Here is a 14,985-nt window from a genome sequence, read left to right on the forward strand (position 1 = left end):
GGGCGAATAATAATTCGCCCCTACGTTAGATATTTCCGTTTTTAATATTTTCCAGCTCTTCCCAACGCTCAAAGGCTTGCTCTAAGGCAGCTTCGGTGTCTGCCAGTTTTTGCAGTTTTTCGTTGGTGTAAGCCTGATCTTTGGTGAAGAAATCCGCACTATTAACTTCCGCTTGCAGGGCTTCGATTTCCGCTTCTAAGGCTTCCATTTTTGCCGGTAGTTCTTCTAACTCACGTTGGTCTTTATAAGAAAGTTTGACCTTTTTCGCCTCTGCTTTTGGTTTTTCTTGCTTCGGTTCATTTGCTAAAAGCGGTTCTTTTTTAGCAGAATTTTGCAAATTGGCAGTGCGGGTGGCGTGGTAGTTATCTTGCTGCTGTTTGGCATCAAAATAGCCACCGATATATTTATTCAGCACCCCATTGCCTTCAAAGAAGTAGCACTCTTCCACTGTGTTATCAATAAATTGACGGTCGTGGCTTACCACAAGCAACGTGCCTTGATAATCAGACAACATCTCTTCTAATAATTCTAAAGTTTCCACATCTAAATCATTGGTCGGTTCGTCCAGAATTAATAAGTTATTCGGTTTCAGCAATAATTTGGCGAGTAACAAGCGGTTACGTTCCCCGCCTGATAATGCTTTTACAGGGGTCATTGCCCGTTTTGGAGGGAACAAGAAATCTTGCAAATAGCCAAGAACGTGGCGTTTTACCCCGTTTACTTCCACATCTTGCTTACCGTCCGCTACGTTATCCATTACGGTTTTTTCTAAATCCAATTCGGCACGGTATTGGTCGAAATAGGCAACTTCCAATTTTGTACCACAACGGATTGTGCCTGAAGTGGGCTGCAATTCTCCTAACAGTAATTTGATGAACGTTGTTTTACCACAACCATTCGGACCGACCAATGCAATTTTATCGCCACGTTGAATGGTTGCCGTGAAGTTTTGCAGTAAATTTTTACCCTCAATTTCATAGCTTGCATTTTCAAGCTCAAACACAATCTTGCCCGAACGTGCGGTTTGGTCGAGCTGAATTTTTGCCGTGCCTTGTACCTCTCGGCGATTGCGGCGTTCTTCCTGCAGGGCTTTTAAGGCACGCACACGCCCTTCATTACGGGTACGGCGGGCTTTAATGCCTTGACGAATCCAAACTTCTTCTTGGGCGAGTTTTTTGTCAAACAACTCATTTTGTAGAGCTTCAACCCGCAAATCTTCGGCTTTTTCTTCCAAATATTTATCGTAATTGCTCGGGTAAGAGACCAACTTACCGCGGTCTAAATCCACAATACGGGTCGCCATTTTGCGGATAAACGACCTGTCGTGGGAAATAAAGATGATCGAGCCTTTAAAATTGAGCAATAAATCTTCAAGCCACGTGATCGCTTCCACATCCAAATGGTTAGTTGGCTCGTCTAATAAGAGAATATCCGGATCTGCTACTAAGGCACGAGCAAGTGCCGCACGGCGAACCCAACCGCCCGAGAGTTCGCACAGTCGTTTTTCAGGATCAAGCTCCAATAATTTCAAGGTGTCTTGAATCCGATTTTCAAACTGCCAGCCGTTGTTATGCTCTAATTGAGCTTGAATATGGGATAACTTCGCCAACAATTCATCACTGTAATCTGTCAGCATTTGTTGCGAAATGTGGTGATATTGCTTTAAAAGTTCGCTTAAATGGGCGATTCCTTCTGCAACATAATCAAATACCGTATCTTGAATATGGCGTGGTGGGTCTTGCTCTAAACGGGTAACCACAATATCTTTCTCAAAAATTAGCTTTCCGTCATCAAGCTGAACTTCTCCGGCAAGCACTTTCATTAAAGTCGATTTGCCCGCTCCGTTTCGCCCAACTAAACAAACCCGCTCGTTCGGCTCAATGTGTAATTCGGTATGATCTAATAAAGGATGATCGCCAAAACCTAAGTAGGCGTTGGATAAATTGAGTAATGCCATAGTGTTTTCTAACTTTATGATCTAAAAGCGGTCGAATTTTCCTTATTTTTTGCAAATTGCAAAATTCTCTGAAAAAACGACCGCTTGTGTAGGTTAAGATTATTCTTCTGTTGAAGTTTCTACAATATCTGCGTTTTCAACCGTTTCGATGTTTTCATCATCTTCTTCAGGCTCGCAAACTCGCTCTAGGCTTACAACCTGTTCGTCTTCTGCGGTGCGGATAATGCGAACGCCTTGGGTATTTCGTCCGACTAGGCTCACTTCCGCCACTCGAGTGCGAACTAGCGTGCCGGCATCGGTAATCAGCATAATTTGGTCGGTTTCTTCCACCTGAACTGCCGCAACCACCTTGCCGTTGCGTTCGTTCACTTTGATTGAAACCACGCCCTTAGTCGCACGGGATTTCACCGGATATTCGCTAATCACCGTACGTTTTCCGTAGCCGTTTTGGGTGACAGTGAGAATATCGCCTGCGGTGCGAGGAATCACAAGAGAAACTACACGGTCAGTGTCTAGGCTCACGCTTGAAGTATCTTCCGCCTCTTCGTTTTCAATTTCGATAATTTCAGCTTCTTCGATCTCTTCTGCTGAAATTTCAGTCGTTGCAAGTTTAATACCACGCACCCCTGTTGCGGTACGTCCCATTGCACGCACCGCTTTTTCTGCGAAGCGAACCACTCGACCTTGTGCTGAGAAGAGCATAATTTCGCTCTCGCCGTCTGTGATGTCCACGCCGATTAACTCATCGCCTTCGCGAAGTTTTAACGCAATTAGACCGCTTGATCTGACATTGCTAAACGCATCTAGCGAAACTTTTTTCACCACACCGCTTGCAGTTGCCATAAAGATAAATTTATCGGCACTAAATTCGCCATTTGGAATCGGCAGGATTGCGGTAATACGCTCGTTCTCTTCTTTCACCAACGGCAGAATATTCACAATCGGCGTGCCTCTTGCCCCACGGCTGGCTTGCGGTAATTGGTACACTTTTAATTGATATAAGCGACCACGGCTTGAGAAGCAGAGAATGGTGTCGTGGGTATTCGCCACCAATAATTTTTCGATGAAATCATCTTCTTTCATCTTGGTTGCCGACTTCCCTTTACCGCCACGGCGTTGGGCTTCGTAGTCTGAAAGTGGCTGATATTTCACATAGCCTGCGTGAGAAAGCGTTACCACCACATCTTCTTGAGCGATTAAATCTTCAATGTTGATGTCGCCTGAGGCTGCAGTAATTTCGGTGCGGCGTTCATCGTTAAAGGTCGCTTTCACTAACTCCAACTCTTCACGGATCACTTCCATCAAGCGATCTGCACTGTTTAAAATGCGTAATAATTCGCCGATTTCGGTTAATAATTCTTTGTACTCTTCAACGATTTTTTCGTGTTCTAAGCCGGTTAAGCGATGTAAGCGTAACTCTAAAATCGCACGAGCTTGGGCTTCAGATAAATAGTATTCGCCATCACGCACACCTAAGTTTTCAGGCAAATCTTCCGGGCGAGAAGCACCCACTCCAGCAGCCTCCAACATTGGGGCTACGTTGCCTAATGCCCAAGGGCGAGCAAGCAAGCCTTCACGGGCTTCTTCAGCGGTTTTGGAGGCACGGATTAATTCGATAACAGGGTCGATATTCGCTAACGCAATCGCCAAGCCCTCTAAAATATGGGCACGCTCACGGGCTTTGCGTAGTTCAAAAATGGTACGGCGAGTCACCACTTCACGGCGGTGTTTCACGAAGGCTTCAATGATTTGGCGGAGGTTCAACACTTTTGGCTGACCGTTGTCCAACGCCACCATATTGATACCGAAGGTCACTTGCATTTGGGTTAAAGAATAGAGGTGATTTAACACCACTTCGCCCACTGCATCACGTTTGACTTCAATAACAATCGAGATCCCTTTTTTGTCGGAATAGTCATCGATTTTGCTGATGCCTTCGATTTTCTTCTCTTTCACCAAATCGGCGATTTTTTCGATCAATTTCGCTTTATTGACTTGGTATGGAAGTTCAGTCACCACAATCTGCTCACGCCCTTTGTCGGTGGTTTCTACGCTCGCTTTCGCACGCACATACACCTTGCCACGACCGGTACGGTAGGCTTCTTCGATCCCTTTACGACCGTTAATAATCGCCCCTGTAGGGAAATCCGGGCCGGGAATGTGAGCCATTAGCTCTTCCACGCTGATATTTTCATTTTCAATGTATGCCAAGCAGCCGTCTAACACTTCGCCTAAATTGTGAGGCGGAATATTGGTTGCCATACCCACCGCAATCCCCGATGAACCGTTCACTAACAAGGCTGGAATTTTGGTTGGCAACACATCAGGAATCATCTCTTTGCCGTCATAGTTTGGCGAGAAATCTACTGTTTCTTTGTCTAAATCGGTGAGCAATTCCTGCGTAATTTTCTGCATACGCACTTCGGTATAACGCATTGCCGCCGGAGCATCGCCATCGATAGAACCGAAGTTACCTTGACCGTCCACTAACATATAACGAAGTGAGAACGGCTGAGCCATACGCACAATGGTGTCGTACACCGCAGAATCACCATGCGGGTGGTATTTACCGATCACATCCCCCACCACACGGGCTGATTTCACGTGTGGTTTGTTATAAGTGTTGCTGTTTTGATCCATTGAGAAAAGCACACGGCGGTGAACCGGTTTTAAGCCGTCACGCACATCAGGCAATGCACGCCCAACAATCACCGACATTGCGTAGTCAAGGTAAGAGGTTTTTAATTCGTCCTCAATACTTACGGGAATAATATCTTTGGCTAATTCGCTCATTGAAATTTCCTAATTTTTAGTAGTAAAAGAGCCTTAAACAAGGCGAAAAATTGGTGAGATTATAGCATAAAAAGCAATAAAAAGGGCGTGCAAGCGGTTATTTTCTTTCCGTAAAACGCGGTTTTGCTGGCATTCTGATTTCAATTCGCTCTCGGTTGACGGCAAGAGCGGTTTCTGTCGGTTCGTAATCCAGCCATAAACTCGGATCTTGAGGCAGATCCTCCGCCCAAAAATACTGCACGTTAAAGCCCCTTGCTAGGCATTCTTCGTGCAAAGCATCGTAACGTTTTTTCAAAAAAGTGAGTTTGTTGAAGAAAAATCGGACATGTCCCTCGCCCAATTTATAATCTGTCGGCTGCCCTTTGAGGCTAAATTTCCCTTTCGCCACTGCATTCGGAATTCGGGTCAGTTCTCGGTGTTCGGCAAGCAGATGTTGATCGCACAATTCCGCCGGTGGCACAAGGTTAATTCTGGTCATTCTGATTTTCCTTTTAAACTAAATCGGGTATAGTAACGCCCAAATTTACCATAGGAACAGCTTATGCAAAATGTTGATCAACAAGAAATTACAAAATTTGAAAAAATGGCTCAAACTTGGTGGGATCCGAACGGCAGTTTCAAGCCGATTCATCTGCTTAACCCGCTGCGTTTAGCCTACATTTTAGACAAATCGAACGGTTTATTCGGCAAAAAAGTGCTCGATGTCGGCTGCGGCGGCGGTATTTTAAGTGAGGCGATGGCAAAACAAGGGGCCATCGTCACCGGCATTGATATGACAACCGAACCGTTAGAAATTGCCAAGCAACACGCCAAACAGAGCTGTTTAGAGATCGATTACCAACAAACCACGATTGAAGATTTTTTGGAAAAAATGACCGCTTGTAATGCAGAAAAATTCGATGTGATTACCTGTATGGAAATGCTTGAGCACGTGCCTGATCCGCTTTCCATTATTCAAAGTTGCAAAGCCCTGCTAAAACCAAACGGCGTGCTGTTTTTCTCCACCATCAACCGCACCTTTAAAGCCTATATGCTCGTGATTATTGGGGCGGAATATGTGCTGAAAATGCTCCCGAAAGGCACGCACGAATTTGAAAAATTTATTAAACCAGCGGAGCTGTTGGCGTGGTGCGATCAAGCCGATCTTCGCTGCCAAGAGATGAAAGGCTACCATTTCAATCCATTAACCGAAAAATTCTGGCTAAACAATGATGTGAGTTGCAATTATATTGCCACCCTCACACTCAATAATTAACTTGCAAAATGTAGTGAAATCTTTACTATACGCTGCTTATTTATCAGGCTACCCAAAACATTATGACAGACGATATTCAACAAAAAGCTGAGAAAAAAATCACTTATAATTTCAATAAGTTACAAAAACGTTTACGCCGCAACGTGGGCAATGCGATTGCCGATTTCGGTATGATTGAAGAGGGCGACCGTGTGATGGTTTGCCTTTCGGGCGGAAAAGATAGCTATACGCTATTAGATATTTTATTGAATCTCCAACAAAGTGCCCCGGTGAATTTCAGCGTGGTTGCGGTGAATTTAGACCAAAAGCAACCAGGCTTCCCTGAAGAAGTGCTGCCTCGCTATTTAGAAAGCATCGGCGTGGAATATAAAATTGTGGAAGAAAACACTTACGGCATCGTGAAAGAGAAAATCCCGGAGGGCAAAACCACCTGCTCGCTCTGCTCTCGCTTACGCCGTGGGATTTTATACCGCACCGCCACCGAACTTGGGGCAACCAAAATCGCACTCGGACACCACCGTGATGATATGCTGGCGACCCTTTTCTTAAATATGTTCTACGGCGGCAAAATGAAAAGTATGCCTCCGAAACTGATTTCCGATGACGGCAAGCAAATCGTGATTCGTCCGCTCGCTTATTGTAAAGAGAAAGACATCATCAAATATGCCGAAGCGAAGCAGTTCCCGATTATTCCGTGCAACCTCTGCGGCTCGCAACCGAATTTACAACGCCAAGTGGTAAAAGAGATGCTGAACACTTGGGATCGCCAATATCCGGGGCGTTTGGAAACAATGTTCAGTGCCTTGCAAGATATTGTGCCATCACACTTATGTGACCCGAATTTATTTGATTTCAAAGGGATTAAACACGGTCAAATGATCGATGGTGTGGAGGGCGACACGGCTTTTGATAACATCAAAATCGAACCAAAAACTTTCTTAGATGAAGATGATGACAATAATTTTACCGATGCAGGCGTGATTCAATTTAAAGCAGTAAACTAAGCTTCAAGCGGTCAAATTTTCAGGAAACTTTGCAAAGTTTCCCTAAAAAAGCACCCTATCAGATTATCCTGATAGGGTGTTGATGGAGAAGAACCATCTATTCGATGACAAGGAAATGTCTATGAAAAAAACAATGAGTGAATTAATTTGAACTTACATTTTTTAGGAAAATTTGGCGTGGCGAAGTGAGGCCTAATTTTTCCGCCTCATTAACTAAATTCATCGCTCTGTTAATATCTTTCGCTTTAATCGCTTTCATTACCGCCTGATTAAAATAGGCTTCCGTATCTTTATCAACTGCTGTTTTTACCGCCGCCGGATTTTCTTTTAATGGCGTTTGTGTAGCCGTTTTACCTACCGGAGTTGCTGCTTTATTTGAGTTGAAAATTTCAGTCGGTAAACCGATAAATTTTGTACCATTTGAGCCGGAAACATTAATGTGAATTTGCCCTTTTAAACTATGTGCCACTTCAATATCGTTAATTGCCGGTGGTTGTTTACCTGTTGCTTTTGCATAAGTTTTTGCCGGATGTGGCATCATTGTAGTTTTAGCTAAATCTTGCTGCGTAGTATAAATAAGTAAGTAAATATACTCTTGATTCATTGCCGGCGTTAAATTAAGTTCTATCCCTAAACGACTGCCTTTTAGCCCTCGTTCTTCTAATAATTTAAATTCAGAAGAAGAGTATGTGGCTGCCACATTAAAGTGGCTATCTAATACTACAGCAGTTGGTACAAAAACATTTTTGTCCATAACTGGACTTTCAATTTCAATTTCCAATGTCCCTTGATTTGCAGGAATACGATAGGCAGCAACTGGACTGGCAATACCGGCAAACGAAGCGGTAAATGCTTGTTTATTCTGTTCACTTAATTCTGTTTTTACAGTTTGCGAGAATGGTACATCTTGCCATTGAATTTGAGCTAATTCAGACGAGTTAATATGAATAGGTTTAACTGCCAAATTATTTGCCATACTCGGAGATGCCACAAAAAGATGGGCGAATAATATTGCTGTTGAAAGAAGTGTTTTTTTCATATTAACCTCTAAAAATTGTGAAAAATGATAATGTGATTAAATTGTGGGTAGGTTAACTCCCTACCCACATAATTGTTTGATGATTACCACCAAGCTTCAAATTGAACGCCAGTGATAAACTCGCCATCTTTGGCTTTGTAACCAGCATCAGTACGAGCTTTAGTGTTGAATTTATCATTCCAATGTGCGTAGGTACCAAACACACGAATTGCAGGACGAGCCCAAATACTGTTACCTGCTTGCCACTGTTGTGCAATAGTATATTTCACTAAATCATTTTTCTTGCCTGTTGATTGATCTTTAATGCGATCATAACCAACTTCTAATAATGTGCTCATTGTATCGTTCCATTTGTACATTGGGCGAATACCGGCAGAGTACCAAGTTTTACCTTGTTTATTATCTAGTTTTGTTTTTTCGTAAATTAGGGCATACATTACTTCAACTTTATCACTCGCTTGTACAACCCCTTGGTTGATTAAACGAAGCATATTGCCTTTATTATCTGCTTTCGAACCCTGTGCGTGCCCATTATTCCAAGAAGTCATAGAGTCGGTTGCATATTGTGCAGTAAATTTATTGAAACCACCAAAGAAGTTACCTTGAGTGTATTCCGCTGTTACCATATAACCGTTTTTGGTTGCTTTCTCATTATTGAGTTTAGTACCATCTTTAGTATGAGCATTGCCATAATCAAAGCCTAGCTCTAATGAGCCGTCTTTCCAAAGTTCAATACCTGCTAAGCGAACATCAAAAATGTCGTTATATACATCTTTTTTCGCATCGCGGTTATTTACATACGCTTTTTTAGCATAGTCATAGTAATAAGAGAACGCACCGTCTTTCTCTGTATCACGAGTTACCGCTAAAGAGAGTTTTCCGAAGCCTAAATCAACATTTTCAATCCCCGCACCTGGACCTGAAATATCCCAGTAATAGAAGTCGTTCATATGAACATCGTGGCGTTGGTAAAAACGTTTACCAGCCCATAAGGTTGCACCCGGTAAGCTATCCGAAAAGTTTTTGAATTGTACATTTAATTCACGTAATGCCGGGCTGGTTTCTGTCCAGTCGTTGTTGTGAAGCGTACCGCCATAAGCAAGGTTGGTATCAAAATAGATGGATTTCTCACCACTTTTGAATAATTCCTGACCTAATTTCAATTCTGCATAGGTATCAGATTCGTTACCTAAACGGTATTTTGAACCACCACCATTAACAGTAAATGCAGATTGTTCACCACCGCCGGATGTCCAACCGATACCTGAACGAGCGTAACCGTGAAAATCGACCGCTGATGCACTGGCTGCGAACATTGCACCGCTGATTGCAACTGCTAAGACTGTTTTTTTCATAATAGAACCTCTCTTAAAGATTTGATTTTACTTAGGTTAAGTATTAATTTATTAGCAGATTGAAAATATCTCCTAAAATCAGTAATAAGCTGAAATTGTTATACCCCTTTTTCAGCAAACAAACGTTTGCAAGCTGTACCATCTTCCTTAAATAAATGGCAGCGTTCCGGCAAAATGCCTATATTCATATCGTCGCCTTCATTAACTAATACCACATCATTTTGACGATAAATTAAGGTTGGTTGTTTGATTTCAGGGATCTCTAGGTGGATTTGTGTTTCATTTCCAAGCAATTCCACTACTTGCACAATACCGTGTAAGGTTACTTGAGTTTGATCCGAAGGAAGTAAATGCTCCGGGCGAATACCTAAAGATAGGTTATCTCCAACATTTACTCCTTCTCCAGAAACAGGAATCCAAAAATTATGGTGATTTGCATCAGGTAATTCTATTTTTACTCGCTCCGCCTCTACAGCAATAACCTTTACCGGTAAAAAGTTCATTTTAGGTGAGCCGATAAACCCTGCTACAAAGCGGTTTGCTGGATAATGATAAAGTTCTAACGGCTTGCCTACTTGAGCGATACCGCCGGCATTCAGTACCACGATTTTGTCCGCTAATGTCATTGCTTCAACTTGATCGTGGGTAACGTAAATCATAGTGCGGTTTAATTTTTTATGTAATTTGGAAATTTCTACCCGCATTTGTACACGCAATGCTGCATCAAGATTGGAAAGTGGTTCATCGAGTAAAAATACTTCCGGTTGGGAAACTAACGTTCTACCAATAGCAACCCGTTGACGCTGCCCACCGGAAAGAGCTTTAGGCTTGCGGTCTAGTAAGTGAGCAAGTTGTAAAATTTCGGCAACTTGATTAACTCGCTGCTCCCGTTCTGCTTTACTCACACCTGCCAGCTTTAATCCAAAAGACATATTCTCAGCAACGTCTAAATGTGGATAGAGAGCGTAAGATTGAAACACCATACCGATACCACGTTTTGAAGGCTCTATTTCATTCATCAGCTTTCCACCGATATAGAGTTCTCCTGTCGTAATATCTTCTAAACCTGCTATCATTCGTAATAGCGTGGATTTACCACAACCTGACGGACCAACGAAAACAACGAACTCTCCTTCGTTAATTTCTAAATTAATATCTTTAGAAATATGAACATCACCATAGGATTTTCCCACATTACGCAATGATACATTCGCCATAATTAAACCTCTTTTTTGCTTTTGCTTATGGTTTGAATTTAGGCTGAATGGTCGCCTTTTTATCTAAAGAAGAAATCATCCTAGAATACTTTTTTTTAGGGTTAGAGCCTTAATTACGTAAAGAACGCCCATTTAAAGAAATTTAATAAATTTTGTGATCAAGCTCTCATTTTTAACGCCTGTTTTTGTGAATTAGATCACAAAATGATGAAAAATGTTACTTAGATCATACTTTTAGTCTAGGGGGCGTAGAGCAAAGGGTGATCTCAAATAGATTCTATAGCCCATAATTTGCCATAATTTAATAAATGGGTTGTTTATATCCGTTTCTTTTATTTAACTTCAAGGAGTTTTTTATGAAAAACAAATGTGCCAAATTCACCTTAGCTACTCTTGCTACTTTAGTTCTTTCCGGAACAGTAATGGCAAAAATGATGGAAGGTAAACTCGTTATTTGGATTAACGGTGATAAAGGTTATAACGGAGTTGCTGAAGTCGGTAAGAAATTTGAGAAAGATACCGGTGTTCAAGTTTTAGTCGAACATCCGGATAAACTTGAAGAAAAATTTGCACAGGTTGCCTCAACTGGTGATGGTCCGGATATTATGTTCTGGGCTCACGACCGTTTCGGTGGCTATGCACAATCAGGTTTATTGGCTGAAGTGAACGTAAGCAAAGAATTTAAAGATAAATTTGTCGATTTTGCTTGGGATGCAGAAACCTACAATAGCAAAATTATCGGTTATCCGGTTGCGATTGAAGCTATTTCGTTAATTTATAATAAAGATTTAGTTAAAGAGGCTCCTAAATCTTGGGAAGAAATTATTGAGTTAGATAAAAAACTCAAAAAAGACGGCAAAAATGCAATTATGTGGAACTTATCCGAACCATATTTCACTTGGCCAATTGCAGCTTCAAACGGAGCATACGCATTTAAATTTGCTAACGGCAAATACGATCCGAAAGACATTGGTGTGAATAATGAAGGTGCAGTAAAAGCATTACAGTTTGTAGTGGATATGGTGAAAAATAAACATATTAGTGCCGATATGGACTACGCTGTTGCTGAAGCATCCTTTAATAAAGGACAAAGTGCATTAACCATCAATGGTCCTTGGTCTTGGGGCAATATTGATAAAAGCGGTATTAAATATGGTGTAACTTTACTGCCGACATTAAACGGTCAAGCCTCTAAACCATTCGTAGGGGTATTAAGTGCTGGTGTAAATAGCTCAAGCCCAAACAAAGATTTAGCTAAAGAATTCTTAGAGAATTACTTACTCACCGATGACGGTTTAGACGCAGTCAATAAAGATAAACCTTTAGGTGCAGTGGCGTTAAAATCTTACCAAGAAAAATTAGCTGCTGATCCTCGTATCGCAGCAACAATGGCAAATGCGAAAAACGGCGAAATTATGCCAAATATCCCGCAAATGTCTTCTTTCTGGTATGCCGAAAAATCTGCTATCAATAATGCAGTAACCGGTCGCCAATCAGTGAAAGAAGCATTAGATGATGCACATTCACGCATTCAAAAACAACAATAATTATTCATCATTCAGGGTGGGTTATATAACCCACTCTATTTTTAAATTCACCCTAAGTACAGTAAATATGCAGTAAAAATTCGAGGTGCTGTTATGCTAACTCAAACTCAATCCAAACCCACCCATTGGCTCAAATATCTCTTAGCCGGATTAGTCTTGCTCCTTGACTTCTATCTTGTTGTATTAATGTACTCACAAGGTGAATATCTTTTTGCTATTTTAACACTGATTATTCTGACCTCCGGTGTCTATATTTTTACCAATAAAAATGCCTATGCTTGGCGTTATGTTTACCCGGGTATTACCGGAATGGCAATTTTCATTTTGTTTCCGCTGGTTGCAACTATTGCAATTGCGTTTACCAACTATAGTGGTTCTAATCAATTATCCTTCGAACGAGCCGTATCTGTTTTGACAGAACAACGTTATTTCGCCGGAGATAAATATCAATTCACGCTTTATCCGCAAGCAGATAATCAATACCGAATTGCCTTAACCAACCCGACAACAGAGCAAATTTTTGTATCAGATCCTGTTTCATTAACTACCGGAACGAATGTGGTTGTTACTGAGCAAAGTATACCAAATGGAGATGTTGCTCCTCTTAAAGTGATTACGCAAAATCGGGCTGCACTTCAGTCAATGAAAGTTGTGCTACCAAATAATAGTGAACTGACAATGAGTTCATTACGCCAATTTTCAGAACAAAAACAGCGCTATCACTTTGATGAAGATAAAAAAACATTATTAAATAACGAAACCGGCAAAATTTATCAAGCTAATGACGAAACCGGCTTCTTCCAAGCTATTGATGAAAACGGTAATTGGCAAAGTGAAACGCTTGAGCCTGGTTATACCGTTACATCTGGCTTTAATAACTTCATTAAAATTTTTACCGATGAAGGTATTCAAAAACCTTTTATACAAATATTTATTTGGACGGTGATCTTCTCTTTATTAACCGTAGTCTTTACCGTTATTCTCGGTATGGTACTTGCCTGCCTAGTACAATGGGAGGCATTAAAAGGTAAAGCGATATATCGTGTCTTATTGATTTTACCTTATGCGGTGCCATCGTTTATTTCTATTCTGATTTTTAAAGGGTTATTCAACCAAAGTTTTGGTGAAATCAATATGATTTTAAACCAACTGTTCGGCATCAGCCCTGAATGGTTTAACGATCCGCTACTTGCTAAAGTGATGATTCTGATTGTGAATACCTGGCTAGGTTATCCTTATATGATGATTTTATGTATGGGATTACTCAAAGCTATTCCATCTGATTTATATGAAGCCTCCGCAATGGATGGAGCCTCCACTTGGCAAAATTTCAGCAAAATCACGTTCCCATTACTGTTAAAACCGCTTACTCCGTTAATGATTGCTTCATTTGCATTTAACTTTAACAACTTTGTATTAATTCAATTATTAACAAATGGTCGCCCGGATATGATTGGAACTACCACCCCTGCCGGTTATACCGATTTATTAGTCAGCTATACTTACCGTATTGCCTTTGAAGGAAGTGGTACACAAGATTTTGGCTTAGCAGCCGCTATCGCGGCCATTATTTTCTTATTAGTCGGTGGCTTAGCACTCTTAAATATCAAAGCAACCAAAATGGAATTATAAAAGTGGTAGGGATTTAACAATCCCTGACCCCAACTAACTTCGGGAGTTATATATGGCAATTGTTCAATCTAAATCTGTGCGTTATCGTGTATGGGCAACCCATTTCTTTTTAATTTGTTTCCTTGCCTTAATTATTTTCCCTTTATTGATGGTTATTGGTATCTCATTACGACCGGGAAATCTTGCTATCGGTGATATTATTCCAAGCCAAATTTCGTGGGAGCATTGGCAGGCTGCATTAGGCTTTGACGTAACACATTCTGACGGCACGGTAACACCTCCACCGTTCCCGGTGCTACGCTGGTTATGGAACTCTATCAAAGTGGCAACAATTACCTCTATCGGTATTGTAACCTTATCAACAACCTGTGCTTATGCATTTGCCCGAATGAAATTTAAAGGCAAAAAAATTATTCTACAAGGTATGCTAATATTCCAAATGTTCCCGGCAGTGCTTTCCTTAGTTGCCTTATATGCGTTGTTTGATCGTCTTGGGCAGTATGTACCGTTTCTTGGCTTAAACACACACGGCGGCGTAATTTTTGCTTATTTAGGCGGAATTGCCTTACACGTTTGGACAATAAAAGGCTACTTTGAAACCATTGACGGCTCGCTGGAAGAAGCAGCATCTCTTGACGGTGCAACTCCGTGGCAAGCGTTCCGATTAATCTTATTACCGCTTTCCGTACCAATTTTAGCGGTAGTATTCATTCTTTCATTCATTGCTGCTATTACAGAGGTACCGGTTGCCTCACTCTTATTACGTGATGTAAACAGCTACACCCTAGCCGTTGGTATGCAACAATATCTCTATCCGCAAAATTACTTATGGGGTGATTTTGCAGCCGCAGCGGTCTTATCTGCGATTCCGATTACACTCGTATTCTTATTGGCACAACGCTGGCTAATCGGTGGCTTAACTGCCGGCGGTGTGAAAGGCTAGTTTGCAAAAAATTCTCAAAAAACGACCGCTTGTCAAATTGATACTGCGGTCGTCAATCTTTAAATTTGAAGCTACCCGAGTTGGGATAAAAGATTGGCTAAAATTGATGTTTCTTCCACATTTTCGGAAGGTGAATCGGTTAGCCACGTACTGAATGAGGATAAAGTTATGGCGATTTGGGTAGGAAATTAATCTTCCCCGTTAGGGGAAGAGTCGAAGCCGATTAGGGAAATGTGGACGATA

Annotated in this window: 11 protein-coding genes; 5 read left to right on the forward strand and 6 right to left on the reverse strand. The window is 41.4% G+C overall.

Annotated features, from left to right (window positions below):
- Positions 1-25 precede the first annotated feature (25 nt).
- The 3 genes from A6B40_RS03775 to A6B40_RS03785 form a co-directional block, all read right to left on the reverse strand.
- Positions 26-1,957: an ABC transporter ATP-binding protein gene (locus A6B40_RS03775; protein WP_176671616.1), complete on the reverse strand. Its 1,932-nt coding sequence runs from the start codon at positions 1,955-1,957 to the stop codon at positions 26-28.
- Positions 1,958-2,056: 99 nt separating this feature from the next.
- A complete protein-coding gene (gene gyrA, locus A6B40_RS03780) occupies positions 2,057-4,750 on the reverse strand; it encodes a DNA topoisomerase (ATP-hydrolyzing) subunit A (protein ID WP_176671617.1) in 2,694 nt (897 codons plus the stop codon).
- Between the two features lie 97 nt (positions 4,751-4,847).
- Positions 4,848-5,228, reverse strand: coding sequence for a pyrimidine dimer DNA glycosylase/endonuclease V (locus A6B40_RS03785; protein ID WP_176671618.1), 381 nt, complete (start codon positions 5,226-5,228; stop codon positions 4,848-4,850).
- A gap of 63 nt (positions 5,229-5,291) precedes the next feature.
- Here A6B40_RS03785 and ubiG point away from each other — a divergent pair, with 63 nt between their 5' ends.
- Together ubiG and ttcA are read left to right on the forward strand one after the other, a co-directional pair.
- Positions 5,292-6,005 (forward strand): bifunctional 2-polyprenyl-6-hydroxyphenol methylase/3-demethylubiquinol 3-O-methyltransferase UbiG, encoded by a 714-nt coding sequence (gene ubiG, locus A6B40_RS03790; protein ID WP_176671619.1) that lies wholly within the window; start codon positions 5,292-5,294, stop codon positions 6,003-6,005.
- 62 nt (positions 6,006-6,067) lie between these two features.
- On the forward strand, positions 6,068-7,009 hold the full coding sequence (ttcA, locus tag A6B40_RS03795) for a tRNA 2-thiocytidine(32) synthetase TtcA (RefSeq protein WP_025217806.1): 942 nt from the start codon (positions 6,068-6,070) through the stop codon (positions 7,007-7,009).
- A gap of 142 nt (positions 7,010-7,151) precedes the next feature.
- On the opposite strand, the gene malM is transcribed toward ttcA, so the two are convergent.
- The 3 genes from malM to malK all read right to left on the reverse strand — a co-directional run bounded on the left by malM (position 7,152) and on the right by malK (position 10,620).
- Positions 7,152-8,048, reverse strand: coding sequence for a maltose operon protein MalM (malM, locus tag A6B40_RS03800; RefSeq protein ID WP_025248074.1), 897 nt, complete (start codon positions 8,046-8,048; stop codon positions 7,152-7,154).
- Between the two features lie 83 nt (positions 8,049-8,131).
- Positions 8,132-9,403, reverse strand: a complete 1,272-nt coding sequence (locus tag A6B40_RS03805; protein ID WP_138317466.1) for a maltoporin — start codon at positions 9,401-9,403, stop codon at positions 8,132-8,134.
- Positions 9,404-9,501: 98 nt separating this feature from the next.
- Positions 9,502-10,620, reverse strand: coding sequence for a maltose/maltodextrin ABC transporter ATP-binding protein MalK (gene malK, locus A6B40_RS03810; RefSeq protein WP_025342304.1), 1,119 nt, complete (start codon positions 10,618-10,620; stop codon positions 9,502-9,504).
- A 356-nt stretch (positions 10,621-10,976) separates the two neighbouring features.
- Between malK and malE the strand changes: the two genes are divergently transcribed.
- The 3 genes from malE to malG all read left to right on the forward strand — a co-directional run bounded on the left by malE (position 10,977) and on the right by malG (position 14,742).
- Positions 10,977-12,167: a maltose/maltodextrin ABC transporter substrate-binding protein MalE gene (gene malE / locus A6B40_RS03815; protein WP_176671620.1), complete on the forward strand. Its 1,191-nt coding sequence runs from the start codon at positions 10,977-10,979 to the stop codon at positions 12,165-12,167.
- Positions 12,168-12,260: 93 nt separating this feature from the next.
- A complete protein-coding gene (gene malF / locus A6B40_RS03820) occupies positions 12,261-13,799 on the forward strand; it encodes a maltose ABC transporter permease MalF (RefSeq protein WP_176671621.1) in 1,539 nt (512 codons plus the stop codon).
- 52 nt (positions 13,800-13,851) lie between these two features.
- The gene (gene malG, locus A6B40_RS03825; protein ID WP_176671622.1) at positions 13,852-14,742 is read left to right on the forward strand and encodes a maltose ABC transporter permease MalG; all 891 of its coding nucleotides are present in this window, start codon (positions 13,852-13,854) and stop codon (positions 14,740-14,742) included.
- Positions 14,743-14,985 lie beyond the last annotated feature (243 nt).

This window comes from Mannheimia varigena, assembly GCF_013377235.1.
GTDB lineage: Bacteria > Pseudomonadota > Gammaproteobacteria > Enterobacterales > Pasteurellaceae > Mannheimia > Mannheimia varigena.